This window comes from Pseudomonas sp. NFACC25 (assembly GCF_900100935.1).
Taxonomy (GTDB): domain Bacteria; phylum Pseudomonadota; class Gammaproteobacteria; order Pseudomonadales; family Pseudomonadaceae; genus Aquipseudomonas; species Aquipseudomonas marginalis.
Genome location: NZ_FMUC01000006.1, coordinates 74834 through 97682, shown reverse-complemented (window position 1 = coordinate 97682; position 22849 = coordinate 74834). Strand labels below are relative to the sequence as shown.

At 64.6% G+C, this 22849-nt stretch carries 1 pseudogene; it reads right to left on the bottom strand.

Annotated elements, in window-relative coordinates:
• Positions 1-96: 96 nt before the first annotated feature.
• A pseudogene (locus BLQ09_RS15755) lies at positions 97-22849 on the bottom strand (non-ribosomal peptide synthase/polyketide synthase).

The following is a 22849-nucleotide window of genomic DNA, read 5'->3' as shown; positions in this document are numbered from 1 at the left end:
TATGGGCGATGCTTCACTGCCCCTCCCCCCAGAGCCCACCCACAAAAAAGCCCCGGTTCACACCACGTGAGCCGGGGCTTTCTGCCCAATTGACGGTTACGCCATGGCCGTCACCAGGCTGTGTACAAATTCGGCGTTGTCGATGATGCGCTCATGGTCCACCTCAATCACCACCGACCGCACCACACAGCCCTCGCCAATCACCCGCTGCATGCTGGCTTCGATCAACGCCCGGTGCTGACCGGCCCGGCTCATGGCGGCCCACCAGCAACTGATAGGCGCCTTGAGTGGCTTGAAGTCAGCCTGCTCCATGCGCTTGACCAACGTTCGGTCGACGTCCCAGGACACCTGCGCTTCGTTGCCCTCCAACAGCGCTTGCCTGATGTCGAGGAAGGCGTCACCCAGGGTGGCCTCGGCCCATTCGACGAAGCGTGCCCATTGCGTGCCTGCATCGGCGTGGGTGGCCTGCACGTCCTGCCAGGTGGCATGGACAGCCTCTGCAAACGCCGGGAACATCACCCCGAGCAAGTCCACGCGCCGTTCGTTGTCGGATATCTCGCTGTCGTCGGTCACGATTGCCGCTTCCCAGTACGGGGTGAGCCAGCGCGGCGGCGACGAATCGATCCAGCCGACAAACTCCACCTGTCGGCCCGCCTGTTCCAGGTGATAGGCAACCTCTACCGCCAGGTTGCCGCCCAACGACCAGCCCGCCAGGCGGAAGGCCCCTTCGGGCTGGGCTTCCAGCAATTGCGCGGAGTAATCCTCGACCATGCTGGACCAGGCCGGCACTTCGGTGCCCTCCTCGGCCAACGCACGGCAGATCACCCCGACGACCGGCCGCTGCTCACGCAACGCCAGGGCGATGGCCTTGTAGCAATGCACCGAACCGTAGCTGGGGTGGAACAGATAGAGCGGCGTGCCTTCGGTGCGGCTGTTAAGCGGCACCAGCAGCGAGCGGCGAGTGATGCCTGCGAGACAGCCGACCTGCGCGCGTACGGTCGGGTTGAGCATCAACTGGCTGACCGAAAGGCCGATGCCGCTGGCCTTGCGAATCCGTTCCTTGAGCATCAGCACCAACAGCGAATGGCCGCCCAATTCAAAGAAGTTGTCATTCAACCCGACGTGTTCCACACCGAGCACATCGGCCCAGATCGCGGCGACTTTCTGTTCAAGCTCGGTCCGTGGTGCTTCAAACCGCTGGGTCGACTGCGTGTCCGGTTTCGGCAATGCCTTGCGGTCCAGCTTGCCGTTGGGGCTCAGGGGCATCTGTTCCAGCAGCAACCATTGCGTCGGTACCATGTAATCCGGCAACTGCACAGCCAAGTGTGCACTGAGGGTTTCACGCCAGCCCTCGCCCTGCTCCTGCAAGACCAGGTAACCCACCAGGTGCTTGCCGTCCACCGCCAGCACCGCCGCCTCGCGCACCGATTCGTGCTCCAGCAGGCGTGCTTCGATTTCACCCAGCTCGATACGCAAGCCGCGCAGTTTGATCTGATGGTCGATACGCCCGGCGTATTCGATCACACCGTCAGGGCGGTAGCGCGCCAGGTCTCCAGTACGGTAGAGGCGCTCGCCCTTGATGAACGGATGCGCGATGAAGCGCTCGGCGGTCAAGCCCGGGCGCCGGTGATAACCGCGCGCCAGGCCCACGCCGCCCAGGAACAGCTCACCCAGCACGCCGGCCGGCACCGGCTCGAAATGGCTGTCCAGGACATAGCAGCCCAGGTTGGCAATCGGCTTGCCGATCGGCACTGCGTCGCGGCCTTCATCCACGCACGTCCAGTGGGTCACGTCGATGGCCGCTTCGGTCGGGCCGTACAGGTTGTAAAGCGCGGTGTGCGGCAGTTTGGCGAACACTTGCTGTTGCGCATCCACCGGCAACGCCTCGCCACTGCACACAATGCGCTGCAGGCTGGCGCAGGAAGACACGTTCGAATCCTGCAGGAACGCTTGCAGCATCGACGGCACAAAATGCAGTGTGGTGACCTGTTCACGCGTGATCAGGCCGACCAGTTTTTCAGGGTCGCGATGGTCCCCCGGTGCGGCGACCACCAGGCGTGCGCCGGTCATCAGCGGCCAGAAGAACTCCCACACCGAGACGTCGAAACTGAACGGGGTTTTCTGCAACACGGTATCGCGGGCATCCAGCGCGTAGGCCTCCTGCATCCAGCACAGGCGGTTGGTCAGTGCGCAATGGCGGTTGCCCGCGCCTTTGGGTTGCCCGGTGGAACCCGAGGTGTAGATCACGTAGGCGAGGTTTTCGCCGTCCAGGGCGATGCCTGGGTTGGCGTCGCTGTAGCCCTCGAAGGCAGACTCGCCCAGCACCAGGGTTTCCAGGCCTTGGGTAATCGGTAATTGCTCAAGCAAATGGGCTTGGGTCAGCAGCAGTTTCACGCCGCTGTCGTCCAGCATGTAGGCCAGGCGCTCACGCGGGTATTCCGGGTCCAGCGGCACATAGGCGCCACCGGCCTTGAGCACCGCGAGCAGGCCCACGACCATTTCGATGGAGCGCTCCAGCGCCAGGCCGACCAGCACGTCCGGGCCTACGCCGGCTTCGAGCAAACGATGGGCCAGGCGGTTGGCGCGGCGGTTCAACTCGGCGTAGCTCAGCCGCTGCGTGCCAAATGCCAGGGCGGGAGCCTGCGGCGTCAGGGCGACCTGATCTTCGATCAATTGGTGCACACCGCGCGGCAGCGGGTACTCGCGCGCCGTCGCATTCCAGTCCTCGACGATCACCTTGCGCTGTGCCTGAGGCAGGGATGGCAGGTCCGCCAGGCGCTCCACCTGCGCAAGAGTGAGTGCCTGCAACACCTGCTCGAAGTGCTCGGCCAGATGGACGATGTCCTGCTCGCCGAACGCAGCCGGGTCGTAGTTGAACTCCACGGCCAGGCGTTCACCCATGGCCAGCAATACGGTCAAGGGATAGTGCGTCTGTTCCAGGCTGTCCATCGCGCCGAAACGCAGGCCCGCCGGGGCGCCCTGCTCCAACGCCGCCGACACCGGGTAGTTCTCGAACACCAGGATGCTGTCGAACAGCGCTTCGCCACCGAGCCCGGCCCATCGCTGGATGTCGAACAACGGCGTGTGCTCTTGCTCGCGCAGACGCAGGTTTTGCCCCTGCACCTGCTGCAACCAGGCGTCCACGCTCAACTGCGGGCTCGGCGTCGCCACCACTGGCAAGGTGTTGATAAACAAACCGACCTGCTGCTCGATGCCCGGCAACTCGGTCGGACGTCCCGCCACCGTCGCACCGAACGCTACGGTGTCCAGGCCGGTATGCCGTTGCAACAGCAGAAGCCAGGCACTTTGCACCAGGGTATTGAAGGTGACCTTGTGCCGCTGGGCAAAGGCCTTGAGCTGCTCGGTGGCCGACTGCTCCAGTACCAGCCGGTGAATGCCGTTGACCTGGGACACACCCTGCTCGCGCCTGGCACCGCGCGACAGCCGGGTAGGTTCCTGCAGCCCCGCCAGCTGCGCCTTCCAGAAGGTTTCGCTGGTGACCGGGTCCTGTGCCTGCAGCCAGGCGATGTAGTCACGGTAACGCCCGTTCGGCGCGCGCAACACCTCACCGGCGTACTGCTGCAGGACCTCGCCGAACAACTGCGATGAACTCCAGCCATCCATCAGGATGTGGTGGTTGGTGTAAATCAGATGATGGCTGTCGGCACCGGTACGCACCACCACCAGGCTCAACAATGGGGCCTGCTCAAGCACAAAGCCTTCGGCCCGGGCGGCTTCGGCCAGTGCGTCGAGTGCTTCGGCGCGGTCCGTGCGGTGCTGCCAGTCGTGTTCGAGCAAAGGCACCCGCACCGTCTTGTAGACCACTTGCAACGGCTGCTCCAGCTCGGTCTGCCAGAGAAACGCCGTGCGCAGGATATCGTGATGTTCCACGGCAACCTGCCAGGCCGCCTGGAACCTGCTTACATCCAGCCCTTGCACATCGACGCGCATCTGGTTGATGTAGTCGCCGGAACCCTGTCCATACAAGGATTGGAACAGCATGCCCTGTTGCATCGGTGACAACGGGTAGATGTCCTCGACCCGGTTCAACGGCAACGACAGGCCATCCAACTGTGCCTGGCTCAAGCGCGCCAATGGGAAGTCCGACGGCGTGGCACCGGTGTTTTCAGGCTGGCAGCAATGCGCGATCAGTGCCTTGAGTTCCTGGGCATAGTCATCGGCCAATTGCTGGATGCTGGCCGGGTCGAACATCTGCTGGCTGAAGCTCCAGGTCAGGTTCAATTCGCCGCCATACACCTGGCCGTTGATTTCCAACCAATTGCCCAAGGATGCCTCAGGGCTTTGATCGGCCCCTGCAGCGTCACCGGAAGGCGCAAACAGGCCCGGCTCCTCGCTGTCATCAAAACTGGCATCGAACTGGCCCAGGTAGTTGAAGGTAATGCGTGGCTGCGGCAAGCGCGCCAGGGCTTCGCGAACCTGCGGTTGCCCCAGGTAACGCAAGGCACCAAAGCCGATGCCTTTGTCGGGAATGGCGCGCAGTTGCTCCTTGATCCCCTTCAACGAGTCCGTCGGGGTCAGGGCCGGCGTCAGTTTGACCGGGTAGAGACTGGTGAACCAACCGACGGTACGGGTCAGGTCGATATCGTCGAACAGGTCTTCGCGGCCATGGCCTTCCAAACGGATCAGGGTCGACGCGTGCCCGGTCCAGCGCCCGATCACCCGGGCCAGGGCGGTCAGCAACACATCGTTGATCTGGGTGCGATAGGCCGCCGGTGCATCCTGCAACAGACGCCGGGTGTGAGTGCTGTCCAGGTGCGTGGTCGCACTGCCGGCATGCCGGTTGCTCAAGCTGGCACCCGGTCTGGCAGCTGGCAGGTCGACCTCGGCGTCGTGCAACTGCGCTTGCCACCATGCCAGTTCGCCGGTCAGCGCATCGCCCTGGGCGTACTGCTGCAGTCGGTGTGCCCAATCGCGGGTGGAACTGGTCTTGACCGGCAATACCACGGCAACGCCACGGGCGAGCTGACGGTAAGCCGTTTGCAGGTCCTCCAGCAGGATCCGCCACGACACACCATCCACCACCAGGTGGTGGATCACCAACAGCAAGCGCTGTGCACCACCGTCCAACTCGACCAGTACCGCCCGTATCAGCGGGCCGTGGCCCAGGTCCAGGCTGCGTTGTGCCTCTTCACCCAAGGCCGCGAGTTCGTCGATGTCCTGCAGCGTGCGGTGCCACAGCACGGCGTCGGCCTGGTGCTGTTCGGCACCGCGATAGACGCCCTGCCAGCCACCCGCACCGTCAAAGAACTGCGAACGCAACGCATCGTGATGCACGATCAACGCCTGCAAGGCCTGGGTCAGCGTCGTGGCGTCGAGGTGTTCATGGGGTTGCAATACCACCGATTGGTTCCAGTGATGACGCTCGGCGATCTCATCGGCGAAGAACGCTTGCTGGATAGGCAGCAGCAAGGTTTCACCACTGAGCGCGGCCTGGCTGATCGTCACGCCTTCGACGCCTTGGCGCGCGACACCGGCCAGGCTTTGTACGGTCTGGTGCTGGAACAGGTCCTTGGGCGTGAACCGAATACCCGCCTGGCGAGCACGGCTGACCACCTGGATCGAGATGATTGAATCACCACCCAGCTCAAAGAAGTTATCGTTCAGGCCCACTTGCGGCAGGCGCAGCACCTCGGCCCAGATCGTCGCGAGCTGTTGTTCCAGCTCGCTCTGCGGGGCCACGTAAGCCTGTTGCAACAGGCTCGCATCCGGTTGCGGCAGGCCCTTGCGGTCGAGCTTGCCGTTGGGGGTCAGCGGCATTTGCGCCAGGAACATGAAGTACGTTGGTACCATGTAATCCGGCAGGCGGGTTTTCAGGGCACGGCGCAGGTGGTCGCGGAATTCGGCTTCGTTGACCAGGCTGGCGTCGGCCGGCACCACGTAGGCCACCAGCTGTTTGCCGGTCGGGCCTTCCTGGGCCACCACCACGGTTTCACCGACGTTGTCCTGCTCACGCAGGCGCGCTTCGATCTCCCCCAGTTCGATACGGAAACCACGGATCTTCACCTGGTGGTCGACACGCCCGAGGTAATCCACCACGCCATCCGGGCGGCCACGGGTCAGGTCGCCGCTGCGATACACGCGGCTGCCCGGTTTGCCGAACGGGTCCGGCACGAAGCGTTCGGCGGTCAGCGCCGGGCGTTCCAGGTAACCACGGGCCACGCCCTCGCCGCCCAGGTACAGCTCACCGGCGACGCCGATGGGTTGCAGGTTGAGCTGCGCGTCCAGCACGTAGCCGCTGCGGTTGCCCAATAGCGTACCGATTGGCGCATAGACGGCGCCGCAGGGGTCGCCCTTGCGCGCCTTCCACAGCAGTGGCGTGACCACGGTTTCGGTCGGGCCGTAGCCGTTGAACAGGTAGGTCGGCTTGAGCGCGCGCCAGGCCAGGTCATAGCTGGCCTGGGCCACGGCATCACCACCGAAGCAGTACACCCGCACTTTCGGTGGATTACCGTCGCGCTCGGCATGCTCGGCCAGTTGTTGCAGGTACACCGGCGGGAACACCGCCATGGTCACGTTGTGACGGTGCATCTGCGCGTAGGTGTACTCGGGCAGCCACAGGCTGTCGTCACGGATCAATACGCTGGCGCCGTTGATCAGCGGGTGCATCCAGCCTTCGTGGGAGCCGTCGAAGGCGAACGACATGAAGTGCAGTTCGCAATCGGCCGGCGATGTTTCATAACGCTCGCCGGTAGCGATGATGTGCGCCACCAACGGCCCATGGGACACCGCCACGCCCTTGGGCAGGCCGGTGGAGCCGGAGGTGTAGATCACGTAGGCGAGGTTGTCGCCGTGCAGTTTTACCGCCGGCGCGGTGTCGCTGTAGTCGGCCCACGCCTCGGTGCGATCGATGGCCAGCGTCTGCATGCCGTCGGGAATCGGCAGTTGCTGCAAGGCACTGGAATGGGTCAGCAGCAGTTGCGCGCGGCTGTCCTGCATCATGTACAGCAGGCGATCACGCGGGTATTCGATATCCAGCGGCATATACACACCGCCGGCTTTCATCACCGCGAGGAACGCCACCAGGCTCTCGGCACTGCGCGGCATGGCAATCGCCACGCGCACTTCGGGGCCGATGCCACGGGCGACCAGGGCATGGGCCAGGCGGTTGGCCTGGCGGTCCAGCTCGCCATAACTCAGGGTTTGCGCATCGAACTTGACCGCCACCGCAGCGGGGTTTTCGGCGGCGCGGTCGGCAACCATTTCGTGTACCAGACGCTCGGCCGAGAAGCCGGCGTCGGTCTGGTTCCACAGCTGCAGGATGTGTCGTTGCTCATCCTGGCCCAGCAGGTTGAGTTGGCTGATGGGTTGCTGTTGGTCGGCAACCATCGCCTGCAACAGGTTCTGCCAATGGCAGGCCATGCGCTTGATGGTCGAGGCGTTGAACAGGTCGGTCGCGTAACCCAAGGTGGCCCAGATGCTGTCCGTGCCTTCATGCACATCCAGGTCCAGGTCGAAATGGGCGGTCTGGCTTTCCCATTCCAGGCCTTCGACGCGCAGTGTGCACAGCGCGTGTTCGACGCCGCCCAGGCGCGCTTCGGTCTGGTGGTTGAACATCACCTGGAACAACGGGTTAAGACTCAAACTGCGCTCGGGTTGCAGCGCCTCCACCAGTTGTTCGAACGGCAGGTCCTGATGGTCCTGGGCCTCCAGCGCACGCTGGCGGACCTGCTGCAACAGTTGCGTGACCGAAGTCTGCTCATCGATATCGGCCTTGAGCACCTGGGTGTTGACGAAGAAGCCGATCAGCCGCTCGATCTCGACCCGGTTGCGGTTGGCAATCGGCACCCCGACGCGCACGTCTTCCTGGCCGCTGTAACGGTGCATCAGCGCCTGGAACGAGGCCAGCAACAGCATGAACAGGGTCACGCCTTCGCGTTGCGCCAGGCCCTTGAGGTCGGCAACCAGCGCGGGCGGCAGCTCGACAAACAGGCGCGCACCACGATGGCTTTGCTCGGCCGGGCGCTGGTGGTCGAAAGGCAATTCCAGCACCGGTTGCTCGCCGCCCAGCAAACCTTGCCAGTACGCAAGCTGCCGGGCTTTTTCGCCCGCGTCCATCCACTCGCGCTGCCAGCGGGCATAGTCGGCGTACTGGATCGGCAAGGCCGGCAGTTGCAGATCCAGGCCCTGGCTGTAGGCGCTGTACAACTGCACCAGCTCATCGACCATGATTTGCATCGACCAGCCGTCGGAGACGATATGGTGCAGCACCAGCACCAGTACATGCTCGTCCTCGCCCTGGCGCAGCAACGTGGCCCTGAGCAATGGCCCGGCCTGCAGGTCGAACGGGCGGGCGATCTCGGCTTGCACCTGGGCCTTGAGCCGGGTCGGGTCGCTCTCGACCAGAACGATGTCGACCGTGGCCTGCGGAGCAATCACCTGCACGGTCTGCTCATCACCCTGATGCAAATGGGTGCGCAGACTTTCATGGCGCGCTACCAGCGTGTCGAAGCTGCGTTGCAGCGCGTTCAGGTCCAGCTGGCCCTTGAGGCGCAACGCGCTGGGCACATGGTAGGCGGCGCTTTCGGGCTCCAGCAGCCAGAGGAACCACTGGCGCTCCTGGGCGTACGACAACACCAAGGGCACATCGCGGGAAGACGGCACCAACGCCGGCGCCGTCGAACCGCCCTGCTTGCCCTCGCTGTGCAGGGCCGCGACAAAGCCGTCGAGGCGCGGTTGTTCGAACAGCACGCGCAGCGGCAACTCGATCCCCAGGTTATGCCGCAGGCGCGACGCCACTTGCATGGCCAGCAAGGAATGGCCGCCCATCTCAAAGAAATGATCGGTCAGGCCAATACGTTCAGCACCGAGGATATCCGCCCAGATCGCGGCAACCTGCTGCTCCAGCACACTGACCGGCGCCACCCAACTGTGCAGCGCCTGGCTCGTATCCGGGCGTGGCAAGGCATGGCGATCCAACTTGCCATTGGGGCTCAACGGCAGTGCCTTCAGGAACATGAAGTGCGCCGGCACCATGTAGTCCGGCAGCTCATCGCGCAAAGCCGTGCGAAGCTGCTCACGCAGTGCGTCCTGCCCGGACTCGGCCATGGGGGTAACCAGGTAGGCGATCAGTTGCTGGTCGGCAGCAATCACCAGCGCTTCGCGCACCGCATCCTGGGCCAGCAGGCGCGATTCGATTTCACCCAGTTCGATACGGAAGCCACGCACCTTGACCTGATGGTCGATGCGCCCGATGTACTCGATCACACCATCGGCACGGTAGCGCGCCAGGTCGCCGGTGCGGTACAGGCGACCGCCGCCAGCGGGGTCGAAGGGGTCGGGAATAAAGCGTTCGGCGGTCAGCGCCGCGCGGTTGAAGTACCCCCGCGCCAGCAATGGCCCGCCGATCACCAGTTCGCCGGCCACGCCCACAGGCACCGGGTTGAGGCTGGCATCCAGCAGGTAGATGGCGCGGCCGTCCAGTACGCGACCAATCGGCATCATTTGCGTGACGGCTTCGCGGCCATCGACATAACCCGCACAATCGAGGGCCGTGACCGTAACGGTCGCCTCGGTGGGGCCGTAGGTGTTGAGCAGGCGCACATGGCCCAGGCCGGCATCGCGCCAGGAAGCCAAACCTTCCGGCGGCATGGCTTCGCCGCCTGCATGCACCTGGCGCAACCGCCCATAGTCCCGCACACCTCGCTCGGCAAAGTCCCGGGCAATCAGGTGCCAGTAGGCGGTGGTGAGGTCGACCACCGAAATCTCATGTTCGATCAGTTGGGTGTAGAAGGTGTCGCTGTCCCACAGCTCGCCGCCACGCACCACCACCGCGGCCCCGCAGCATAGCGCCGGGTAGAGTTGCTCGACGAAGCCGTCGAAGTTGAATGTACCGAATTGCAGCACGCAGTCAGCGGCGGTCAGCGCAAACACCTCGGTAAACACCTCGACGTGGCGTGCCAACGAAGCCTGGTCGATGCCCACGCCCTTGGGCCGCCCGGTCGAACCCGAGGTGAACATCAGGTAGGCCAGGTTGGCCGGGAACGCGCGCACCTCGGGGTTACTCGACGGGTACTCGGCCAACCACTGCGGATCGGACTCCAGGCAGATCAACGCCAGGTCGGCACTGATCGGCAGGCGCTCCAGCAAGGGATGCTGGGTCAGCAACAGCTGCAAGCCGCTGTCTTCAATCATGCATTGCAGGCGGTCGCAGGGGTATTGCGGGTCCAGCGGTACATAGGCGCCGCCGGCCTTGAGCACAGCCAGCAGGGCCACGATCATTTCCAGCGAACGGTCCACGGCAACGCCGACCAGGCTGTCGGCGCCCACGCCCTGTTCGATCAGGGCGTGGGCCAGGTGGTTGGCGCGCTGGTTGAGGTCAGCGTAACTCATGCGCCGCTGATCCATGATCAGGGCGACGGCGTCGGGCCGGCTCGCCACCTGCTGCTCGAATTTAACCAGCACGCTGCTGTGGGCGGCACGCGCGGGTTGCGGCGGGTTCCACGCATAGAGCATCTGCGCTTGCTCATCGCGGCCCAGCATCGGCAAGTCGGCGACACACTGCCGGGCCGTGCCTACCACGCTCTTCAGCAGGTTTTGCCAATGCGCGGCGAAGCGCTGCAGGGTACTGGCGTCGAACAATGCGGTCGCGTAGGTCAACGAAGCGTGCAGGCCCTCGGCAGACTCCTGGGTGTCCAGGCTCAGGTCGAAATGCGCCGTATGACTGTCCCACTCCAGCCCCTGCACCTGCAGCCCCGGCAATTGCTGGCTGCCACGGTTGGCATGGGCGTCGGACTGGTGATTGAACATCACTTGGAACAGCGGGTTGTGGCTCAGGCTGCGCTCGGGTTGCAGGGCCTCGACCAACTGTTCGAAAGGCAGGTCCTGATGGGCCTGCGCCCCCAACGCGTGCTCCTTGACCTGCTGCAACAGCTGGGCAAAGGTCATGTGCCCGTCGATCTCGGCCTTGAGCACCTGGGTATTGACGAAGAAGCCGATCAGTTGTTCGGTTTCCAGGCGGTTACGGTTGGCGATAGGCACGCCGACACGGATATCCGACTGGCCGCTGTAGCGGTACAACATCGACTGGAAAGACGCGAGCAGCAGCATGAACATGGTCACGCCTTCGCGCTGCGCCAGGGCGCGCAAGCCCTCGACCACGGCAGGTTCGACCAGCACATCCAGGCGCGCACCTTCGTAACGTTGTATCGCCGGGCGCGGGCGGTCCAGCGGCAGCTCCAGTACCGGCTGCACATCCCCCAGGCGGGCCCGCCAATAGGCCAATTGCCGGGCTTTTTCGCCCGCCTCCATCCAGCCACGCTGCCACTGGGCGTAGTCGGCGTATTGAATCGGCAGTGCCGGCAGCACTGGCTCGAGCCCCTGGCTGTAACCGGCATACAAACTCACCAATTCATCGACCATGACCTGCATCGACCAGGCATCCGACACGATGTGGTGCTGGACCAGTATCAGCACATGCTCGTGCTCGCTCAGTTGCAGCAGCTTGATGCGCAGTAACGGGCCGGCCTGCAGGTCGAATGGCCGGGCGATTTCGCGCTCCACCCACCCCTGCAATTCGCCGGAGGTGGCTGCGCCCACAACCTGGTGTTCAATGACCGGCGCAGCCTGTTCGAGCACACGCTGAACGGTCTGGCTAACGTCGGAAAAAAACACCGTGCGCAAGGTTTCATGGCGCTGCACCAGAGTGTCGAACGCACGTTGCAGGGCCACACGGTCAAGCGCACCCGACAGGCGCAGCGCGGCAGGAATGTGATAGGCCGCGCTGTCGGGTTCCAGCTGCCAGAGGAACCACTGGCGCTCCTGGGCGTACGACAGGGCCAGCGGCTGTGCGCGATCGGCGCGGGTGATCTGCGCGACCTCGGCGCCTGCATCCCCCAATGACGCCACGAAGGCGCCCAGCACCGGCTGCTCAAACAGGCTTTTGAGTGCCACCTCGATACCCAGCGCCTGGCGCACACGGGACACCATGCGGGTCGCCAGCAGCGAATGACCGCCGAGCTCGAAGAAATGGTCCTCCAGGCCCACCTGTGGCACACCCAGCACCTCGGCCCAGATCGCGGCCACCTGCCGGGCTTTCTCACCGACCGGCGCCACATAGCGTTTTTGCAGCAGGCTGGCGTCTGGCTTGGGCAGCGCCTTGCGATCCAGCTTACCGTTCGGTGTCAGCGGCAGGCGGGCCAGGAACAGCATGTGCGCCGGCACCATATAATCCGGCAGCACCTCGCGCAGTGCGGCCTTGAACGCTTCGCGCAAGGCGCCCTGATCGGCTTCCGGCGTCAAGGTGTCGGTCACCAGATAGGCCAGCAACTGGTCATGCTCGGCCACCACCACGGCTTCGCGGATCGCACGCTGCTCACGCAGGCACGCCTCAATCTCTCCCAGTTCGATACGGAACCCACGCACCTTGACCTGATGGTCGACGCGGCCGATGTACTCGACCACGCCATCCGCGCGATAGCGCGCCAGGTCGCCTGTGCGATAAAGCCGCTCGCCGTTGCGCGCAAACGGGTTGGGCACAAAACGTTCGGCGGTCAACGCAGCCCGGCCGTGATACCCCCGGGCCAGGCCGACACCGCCGATCAGCAGCTCGCCTGCAGCGCCTACCGGGCACGGCACGAGATCGGCATTAAGAATGAACAATGAGGTGTTGGCGATCGGCCGCCCGACAAAGGGCACCGGCTCGACCAACTCATGGGCCGCCGACCAAATAGTGGTTTCGGTCGGGCCATACAGGTTCCACACCGTGCCCTGCTGGGCCAGCATGCGCTGGGCCAGGTCGGCCGGCAACGCTTCGCCACCGCACAGGCACTTGACCCCGTGCAGCAAGGCACGGCGTTCGCTGTCCAGAAGCATGCGCCAGGTCGAGGGTGTGGCTTGCACCACACTGATCGCATCGCGCTGCACCAGACCCAGAATCGCCTCGGGGTCCAGGGACACTTCCTTGTCGGCCAGCACCACCGTCGCTCCCGTCGCCAGTGGCACGTAGAGTTCCAGGGCAAAGATATCGAACGAGAACGTGGTCAACGACAACAGCCGCGCGTCAGCGCCAATGGCCAGGGTGCTGGCCATGCCATGGGTGAAGCTGCTCAGTGCGCCATGACGCACCATCACGCCCTTGGGCTTGCCGGTGGAACCGGAGGTGTAGATCACATAGGCCAGGTGCTCGCCCGTCAGTGCCACCTCGGGGTTGGCGCTGCTGTAGCGTGCGTCTTGCTGCGCGTCCATGAACAACACCTGCTGGTCGGCCGCCAGGGGCAGGCGTTGGTGCAGGTCGCCGGCAGTCAATAGCACGCGAGCGCGGCTGTCTTCCAGCATGAAGGCCAGCCGGTCCGCCGGGAATTGCGGATCGAGCGGCACGTAGGCGCCACCGGCCTTCAGCGTCGCCAGCAGGGCCAAGACCATGTCCACCGAGCGGTCGAGGGCCACCGCCACCAGCACGTCCGGCCCGACACCCGCAGCGCGCAGGCGATGGGCCAGGCGGTTGGCGCAACAGTTCAGCTCGCCGTAACTCAGCGCCTGGCCGTTGCACACCAGGGCAATGGCGTCGGGGCGCGCTTGCGCCTGGGCCTCCAGCAACCGATGCACGCCCTCGTCCTGCGCAAACGCCATGGGCGTGTGGTTCCAGCCGTGCACCTGTTGCTGCCACTGGGCATCATCCAACAGGGGCAATTCACCGATACGGCCACCGCAATCCTGGGCCACCCGGTGCAACAGGCGATGCCAATGGGCAAGGAAGCGCTCCAGGCCCGGGGCGTCGAACAAGTCAGTGGCATAGGTCAGCGACGCCTGGATACCGTCAGCCGACTCCTGAGTGTCGAGGCTGAGGTCGAACTGCGACGTCTTGCTGTCCCACTCCAGCCCTTGCACTTGCAACCCCGTTACGCTGCCGCCACCGCGCTGAGTGTCGGTCTGGTGGTTGAACATCACTTGGAACAACGGGTTGTAGCTCAGGCTGCGCTCGGGCTGCAGCGCTTCCACCAGCTGTTCGAACGGCAGGTCCTGATGGGCCTGGGCCTCGACCGCGCGTTGGCGGGTCTGCTGCAGCAGTTCACGGAAGGTCATCTGGCCGTCGATATCGGCCTTGAGGATTTGCGTGTTGACGAAAAAGCCGATCAGGCGCTCGGTCTCCACCCGATTACGGTTGGCCACCGGCACGCCGATGCGGATGTCACCCTGGCCGCTGTAGCGGTGCAGCACAGCCTGGAACGACGCCAGCAACAGCATGAAGATCGTCACACCTTCACGCTGCGCCAAGGTCTTGAGGCCTGCCACCAGAGAGGCTTCCAGGGTCAGGTCCAGCCTGGCCCCGCGGTAGCTCTGTAGCGCTGGCCGTGGACGGTCCATGGGCATTTCGAGGACCGGTTGATCGCCGCCGAGCATGCCTTTCCAGTAACCCAATTGGCGCTCACGCTCGCCCGCCTCCATCCAGCTGCGCTGCCATAGCGCGTAGTCGGCGTACTGGATCGGCAAGGCCGGCAGTTGCAGGTCCTGGCCCTGCACATAGGCGGCGTACAGTTGCACCAGCTCGTCGACCATCACCTGCATCGACCAGCCATCGGAGACGATGTGATGCTGCACCAGCACCAGCACATGCTCCTGGGGCGCCAGGCGCAGCAGCTTGACCCGCAACAGCGGGCCTTGTTGCAAATCGAATGGCTGGGCGATCTCGGCTTCCACCAGCGCCTTGAGTTCGGATTCCTCGGCGTCGACCAGGGCGATCTCCACCCGTACCTGATCGGCAATCACCTGCAAGGCACTGTCGCCGTCCTCCTGCAAATGCGTGCGCAGGCTTTCATGGCGCAGCACCAGTGTGTCAAAGCTGCGCTGCAACGCGGCCACGTCCAGTTCGCCGGTAAGGCGCAAGGCCCTTGGCACATGATAGGCGGTGCTCTGCGGCTCCAACTGCCACAAAAACCACTGCCGCTCCTGGGCATAAGAGAGCCGAAGAGGCTCACCTTCCTGGCGCTTGAAAACCGGGGCAATCTCAAACAGGTTGATGCCTTGCTGCTTGAGCATTACCGCCAACGCTTTCTTTTGCTGCGCCGAAAGTGACCCAACCGACTCGATTAATGCTTGCACGCCACGCCCCTCAGGAAGTCAATTTATCCAAATCTTCTGCTGATAGACGTTTGAGAGCCTCCAAGGATTTAGCCAATGCGTCCTGCACCGGCGAATTATTTGTCTGCTGGCCTGCCACATAGGCGCTGAAATCGGCCAGGGTCGGGGTGGTGAAGATCGATTTGACGTCGAATTCGGCATGCAGCTGCTCGCGCAGGCGCACCACCACCTGGGTCGCCAGCAGCGAGTGCCCGCCCAGTTCGAAGAAGTTGTCGTTCAACCCCACGCGCGGTACCGCCAGGACTTCGGCCCAGATCGCGGCGATCTGCTGTTCCAGCTCGCTCTGCGGCGCGACGTACGCCCGCGCGTGCAAGCTGGCGTCCGCCTTGGGCAAAGCCTTGCGATCCAGTTTGCCGTTGGGGCTCAGAGGCATCTGCTCCAGCAGCACCCATTGGGCGGGCACCATGTAGTCCGGCAACTGCTGGGCAAGATGGGCGCTGAGCACATCGCGCCAGTCGTCCCCGGCGTTTTGCAGCACCAGGTAGCCCACCAGGTATTTACCGTCGACCGCCAGCACGGCGGTCTCGCGCACCCACGCGTGTTCCAGCAGGCGCGCTTCGATTTCCCCCAGTTCGATGCGCAGGCCGCGCAGCTTGACTTGATGGTCGATACGCCCGGCGTATTCGATCACGCCGTCTGCGCGGTAACGTGCCAGGTCGCCGGTACGGTAAAGGCGCTCGCCCTGGATGAACGGGTGGGCGACAAAACGTTCGGCAGTGAGTGCCGGGCGGCGGTGGTAACCCCGGGCCAGGCCGATGCCGCCGAGGTACAACTCGCCGAGCACGCCGACCGGTACAGGTTCAAAGTGGCTGTCGAGGATGTAGCAGCCGAGGTTGGCGATCGGGCGGCCAATTGGCACCGCATCGCGGCCTTCGTCCACGCAGGTCCAGTGGGTCACGTCGATGGCGGCTTCGGTCGGGCCGTACAGGTTGTAGAGACCGGCCTGGGGCAGCTTGGCGAAGACCTGCTGCTGGGCGTCCACCGGCAACGCTTCACCACTGCACACGATGCGGTGCAGGGTATGGCAAGTCGCAACCGTCGGCTCCTGCAGGAAGGCCTGCAACATCGACGGGACAAAGTGCAGCGTGGTGACCTGCTCGGCATTGATCAGGCGCACCAGTTTGCTCGGATCACGATGATCCCCCGGCGCGGCGACCACCAGGCGCGAACCGGTCATCAGCGGCCAGAAGAACTCCCACACCGACACGTCAAAGCTGAACGGGGTCTTTTGCAGCACCGTGTCGCTGACGTCAAGGCCGTAGGCTTCCTGCATCCATTGCAGGCGGTTGGCCAGGGCTGAATGGCGGTTGCCGGCGCCTTTGGGTTGGCCGGTGGAACCCGAGGTGTAGATCACGTAGGCGAGGTTTTCGCCGTCCAGGGCGATGCCTGGGTTGGCGTCGCTGTAGCCCTCGAAGGCAGACTCACCCAGCACCAGGGTTTCCAGGCCTTGGGGAATCGGCAGCTGCTCACGCAAATGCGCCTGGGTCAACAGCAGCTTCACACCGCTGTCGTCCAGCATGTAGGCCAGGCGTTCGCGCGGGTATTCCGGGTCCAGCGGCACGTAGGCGCCACCGGCCTTGAGCACCGCGAGCAGGCCGACCACCATCTCGATGGAACGCTCCACTGCCAGGCCCACCAGTATGTCCGGCCCTACGCCGGCTTCGATCAGGCGGTGGGCCAGGCGGTTGGCGCGGCGGTTCAGCTCGGCGTAGCTCAAGCGCTGCTCGGCAAATACCAGTGCCGTGGCGCCTGGCGTGCGCGTCACCTGCTGTTCAATCAGCTGATGCACGCCGTGCTGCAACGGGTAGTCCCGCGCCGTGGCGTTCCAGTCCTGTACCACTTGCCGGCGTTCGGCCACATCGAGCATCGCCAGTTCGCCGAGGCGCTGCTGGCCGCCCTCGAGCATGGCTTGCAGCAGGTTGAGCAGATGGCGGCCGTAGGTTTGCACCGTGTCCGGGTCGAAGTGCGCACGCGCAAAGCTGAACTGCACCGACAGCGTGTCACCGACGTCCACCAGCACCGTCAGCGGGAAGTTGGTCTGCTCGCGGGACTCCGGCAGGCCAAAACGGATACCGCTGCCGCCACTCTGTTCCAGGGCCTTGGACACCGGGTAGTTCTCGAACACCAGGATATTGTCGAACAGGGCTTCACCGCCCTGCCCGGCCCAGCGCTGGATATCGTACAGCCCGGTGTGTTCATGCTCGCGCAGGGCCAGGTTCTGCGCCTGCACCCTTTGCAACCAGTCGGCCACGGTTTGCTCGCCCTCCACTGCGCAGATCACCGGCAGGGTATTGATGAACAGGCCAATCTGCTGCTCCACCCCCACGAGGTCTGCCGGGCGCCCGGCCACGGTGGCGCCGAACGACACCACCGCCTGCCCGCTATGGCGCTGCAACAGGACCAGCCACGCCGCCTGGACCAAGGTGTTGAGCGTGACTTTATGGCGGCGGGCGAAGGCCTCGAGGCGACCCGTCAGCGGGCGATCCAGGCTCAGCGCGTGCTCGCCATGCCCGTCCGTCGCCATGGGCTGGCTGCGGCCCAGGCGAGTCGGCGCTTGCAGTGCACTCAACTGCTCGCGCCAGAAGGTTTCGGTCGCACCGGCATCACGCTGCTGCAACCAACCGATGTAATCGCGATAGCGCCCGGCCGCTTCGGGCACCGCCACGCCGGCGTAACGTTGCAGCACTTCACCGAACAGGCGCGAATTGCTCCAACCGTCCATCAGGATGTGATGGCTTGTGTAGATCAGCTCATGGCGTTGCTCGTCGGTACGCACCAGCACCAGACGGACCAGGGGCGCCTTGGCCAGCTCAAAGCCCTGGCGACGCTGGGCTTGCTGCAGGTCTTGCAACGCCAGCTCAGGCTCCGGCATGGCGCGCCAGTCGAGAAGCTCGATGGGCAGCCGGGCCTCGCGGTACACCACCTGGCATGGCCACTCCAGCTGGCCCTCCCAGAAAAACCCGCTGCGCAGCACGTCATGGGCCTGCACCGTGGCATCCCAGGCCTGCTGGAAGCGCGCCACATCCAGGCCCTCGGCCGTCACGCGGATCTGGTTGATGTAGTCGCCGGCGGCCTGTTCGTACAGGGTGTGGAACAGCATGCCCTGCTGCATGGGCGACAAGGTGTAGATGTCGTCAATCCCATCGGCGGCCAGCGGCAAGGACTCAAGCTGATGCTGGTTCAGGCGTGACAACGGGAAGTCGGAAGCCGTCACGCCGTGATTGCCGGGGGTGCAGCAATGTTCCACCAATGCCGTCAGCTCACGGCTGAAGGCCTGGCTCAAGGCGTCGATCTGCGCGGCCTCGAACATCAGCGGGCTGAAGGTCCAGCCCATGTGCAGTTCACCGCCGAATACCTGGCCGTTGAGGGTCAGCCAGTTGCCCAGCGGCGCCTCCGGGCTCTGCTCGGCTCCGGCGCTTTCCGCTGCGAGTACAAACAAACCGTCCGGCTGGTCAAAGCTGGCGTCGATCTGGCCCAGGTAATTGAAGGTGATGCGCGGCACCGGCAACGCGCTGAATGCCTGGCGCGTGGCCTCGTCGCCGAGGTAGCGCAGCGCGCCGAAGCCCAGGCCCTTGTCCGGCACGGCGCGCAGTTGCTCCTTGATCTGCTTGATCGAGGCGCCAAGGGATTCGGCCGGGGTCAGGCGCACCGGGAACAGGCTGGTGAACCAGCCCAGGGTGCGGGTCAGGTCGATATCCTCGAACAGGTCTTCACGGCCGTGGCCTTCCAGTTGGATCAGGCTGGAAGCCTGCCCGGTCCACTGGCAGATGACACGCGCCAGGGCGGTCAGCAGCAGATCGTTGATCTGGGTGCGATAGGCCGCAGGCGCCTGTTGCAGTAATTGCCGGGTGTGCTCGGCGTCCAGTCGGCTGACCACTGTCTGCGCCAGGCGGCCAGGACGCGCGCCATGGGGATCACGGCAGGGCAGATCGGTAGGCACGTCCTGGAGCTGTTGCAGCCAGAAGTGTTTTTGCGGCTGTACCGCTTCGCTGCGGGCATGGGCCTGCAAACGCTCGGCCCAGGCCTTGAACGACGAGGTCTTGGCCGGCAACGGCTGTTGGCGGTAGAGGCTTTGCAGGTCCTCGAGGAACACCCGCCAGGACACGCCATCCACCACCAGGTGGTGCATGACCAGCAACAGGCGCTGGGAACCATCGGCCAGTTCAGCAAGCACCGCACGCAACAAGGGCCCCTGTTGCAGGTCGAGGCTGCGCTGGGCTTTTTCGCACAGCGCGGCCAGCTCGTCGGCATCCGCCACCGTGGCCTGCCACAACACCTCAGGGGTGGCGGCTGCATGCTCGGCCCGCCACCCTTCGGCGGGCTGGCTGAAGCTCAGGCGCAGCCCATCGTGGTGGTGGACGATGGCGTGCAAGGCCGCTTGCAGTCGATCTGCCCGCACCGGCTCGCGTGGCACCAGCAGCAAGGACTGGTTCCAGTGGTGGCGCTCCGGCAGGTCCATCTCGAAGAACAGCTGCTGGAACGGCAGCAACGGCGTCTCGCCCTGCGCCGGGCCCTGGTCAAACACCTGGGCAACCTGCAACTGCGCCACCCGCGCCAGGCTGCGCACGGTCTGGTGCTGGAACAACGCCTTGGCGGTGAAATGGATACCGGCGGCGCGGGCGCGGCTGACCACTTGGATCGAAATGATCGAGTCACCGCCGCGCTCGAAGAAGTTGTCGTTCAAGCCCACCTGTTCGACACCCAGCACCTCGGCCCAGATCGCCGCGATCTGCTGCTCCAGGGCACTTTGCGGGGCTTCGTAGTGATGGGTGGCTTCGGGTTTGGGCAGGGCCTTGCGGTCGAGTTTGCCGTTGGGGCTCAGGGGCATTTGCTCCAGCAGCACCCACTGTGCCGGGACCATGTAGTCCGGCAGGTGCTGGGCCAGGTGGGCGCCGAGGACTTCGCGCCAATCATCGGCAGCGTCCTGCAGCACCAGGTAGCCCACCAGGTATTTACCGTCGACCGCCAGCACGGCAGCCTCACGGACCCACGCGTGTTCCAGCAGGCGCGCTTCGATTTCTCCCAGCTCGATGCGCAGGCCGCGCAGCTTGACTTGATGGTCGATACGCCCGGCATATTCGATCACGCCGTCTGCGCGGTAGCGTGCCAGGTCGCCGGTGCGGTACAGGCGCTGGCCCTGGATGAACGGGTGGGCGACAAAACGTTCGGCAGTGAGTGCCGGGCGGCGGTGGTAACCCCGGGCCAGGCCGATGCCGCCGAGGTACAACTCGCCGAGCACGCCGACCGGTACGGGTTCGAAGTGGCTGTCGAGGATGTAGCAGCCGAGGTTGGCGATCGGGCGGCCAATTGGCACCGCATCGCGGCCTTCGTCCACGCAGGTCCAGTGGGTTACGTCGATGGCGGCTTCGGTCGGGCCGTACAGGTTGTAGAGCCCGGCCTGGGGCAGCTTGGCGAAGACCTGCTGCTGGGCATCTACCGGCAACGCTTCACCGCTGCACACGATGCGCTGCAGGCTTTGGCAGGTCGACACCGCCGGATCCTGCAGGAAAGCCTGCAGCATCGACGGCACGAAGTGCAGCGTGGTGACCTGCTGTTGATTGATCAGGTTGATCAGCCTGGCCGGATCACGGTGGTCACCGGGCGCTGCAACCACCAGGCGCGAACCGCTCATCAGCGGCCAGAAGAACTCCCACACCGACACGTCGAAGCTGAACGGGGTCTTTTGCAGCACCGCGTCGCTGGCGTCCAGGGCATAGGCTTCCTGCATCCAGTGCAGGCGGTTGGTCAGTGCGGAATGGCGGTTGCCGGCGCCTTTGGGTTGGCCGGTGGAGCCCGAGGTGTAGATCACGTAGGCGAGGTTTTCGCCGTCCAGGGCGATGCCTGGGTTGGCGTCGCTGTAGCCCTCGAAGGCAGACTCGCCCAGCACCAGGGTTTCCAGGCCTTGGGGAATGGGCAGCTGTTCACGCAAATGCGCCTGGGTCAAAAGCAGTTTCACCCCGCTGTCGTCCAGCATGTAGGCCAGGCGTTCGCGCGGGTATTCCGGGTCCAGCGGCACGTAGGCGCCACCGGCCTTGAGCACCGCGAGCAGGCCCACGACCATTTCAATGGAGCGCTCCAGCGCCAGGCCGACCAGCACGTCCGGTCCTACGCCGGCTTCGATCAGGCGATGGGCCAGGCGGTTGGCGCGGCGGTTCAGCTCGGCATAACTGAGCGACACCTCATTGAAACGCAACGCCGGTGCATCCGGCTGCGCCTGCACCTGGGCCTCGATCATCTGATGCACCCACTGCCCTTGGGGGTAGTCGCGCGCGGTGGCGTTCCATTGAGCGAGTATCTGCTCGCGCTCAGCGGCGTTGAGTGTCGCCAGGTCGTGCAAGGGCAATGCAGGATTCGCCACGGCCGCCCGCAACAGGCTCAGCCAATGTTCGGCCATGCGCGCGACGGTGGCGGCGCCGAACAGGTCGGTGGCGTAGGTCAGGGACGCCCAGATCGCGTCGCCGCTTTCCTGGGTATCCAGGCTCAGGTCGAACTGGGCGCTGTGGCTGTCCCATTCCAGGTTGGCCACGCGCAGGCCCGGTAACTGCTGCGCGGCGGCGGGGGAATTGGCCTGGTGGTTGAACATCACCTGGAACAGCGGGTTATGGCTCAGGCTGCGCTCCGGTTGCAGGGCTTCCACCAACTGCTCGAACGGCAAGTCCTGATGGGCCTGGGCCTCCAGCGCACGGCGCTTGGTCTGCTGCAGCAGCTGGGCGAAGCTCATGTGGCCATCGAGGTCGGCCTTGAGCACTTGGGTATTGACGAAGAAGCCGATCAGCGATTCGGTCTCGACCCGGTTGCGGTTGGCAATTGGCACGCCGATGCGGATGTCCTGCTGGCCGCTGTAGCGGTACAGAAACGCCTGGAACGAGGCCAGCAACAGCATGAACATCGTCACGCCTTCGCCCTGGGCCAGGGCTTTCAATCCTGCCACCAGTACCGGTTCCAGCGCGATGTCCAGACGCGCGCCACGGAAGCTCTGTTGCGCCGGGCGGGGCTGGTCGAACGGCAATTCCAGCACCGGCTGCGTGCCGCTGAGCAATTCGCGCCAGTACGCCAGTTGACGGGCCTTCTCCCCCGCTTCCATCCAGCTGCGTTGCCACAGTGCGTAGTCGGCGTACTGGATCGGCAGCGGCGCCAATGCACAGTCCTGGCCCTGGCTGTAGGCGGCATAGAGTTGCATCAACTCCTGAACCATCACACCCATCGACCAGCCATCGGAGACGATATGGTGCTGCACCAGCACCAGCACGTGCTCGTTTTCAGCGACGGTAAGCAGGCTGACGCGCAGTAGCGGGCCTTGCTGCAAATCGAACGGGCGGGCGATTTCGGCTTCGACGCGGGCCTTGAGCAGGGCCTCGTCGACCGAGCTTTCAGCGATCTCGATCACGCCGTGGGCCAGTACTTCCTGGGAGCGCTGTTCATCATCCAGGTGCAGGCGCGTGCGCAGGCTTTCATGGCGCACCGCGAGGGTGTCGAAACTCTTTTGCAGCGCAACCTTGTCCAGGCGCCCGCTCAGGCGCAGGGCGCCCGGTACGTGATAGGCGGCGCTGTCCGGGTCCAGTTGCCAGAGAAACCACTGCCGTTCCTGGGCGTAGGACAACGGCAGCTTCCGGCCGTCCTCGCGGATCGAGGCAATCGGCAGCTGGGCGAAGCTCATGCCCCGGCTTTGCAGGCGCTGGTAGAACTGCTGGCGCTGCTCCAGAGGCAGGCGAAGAAAGCGCGAAACCAGATCGATATTAGGGTTGGAAAGCAT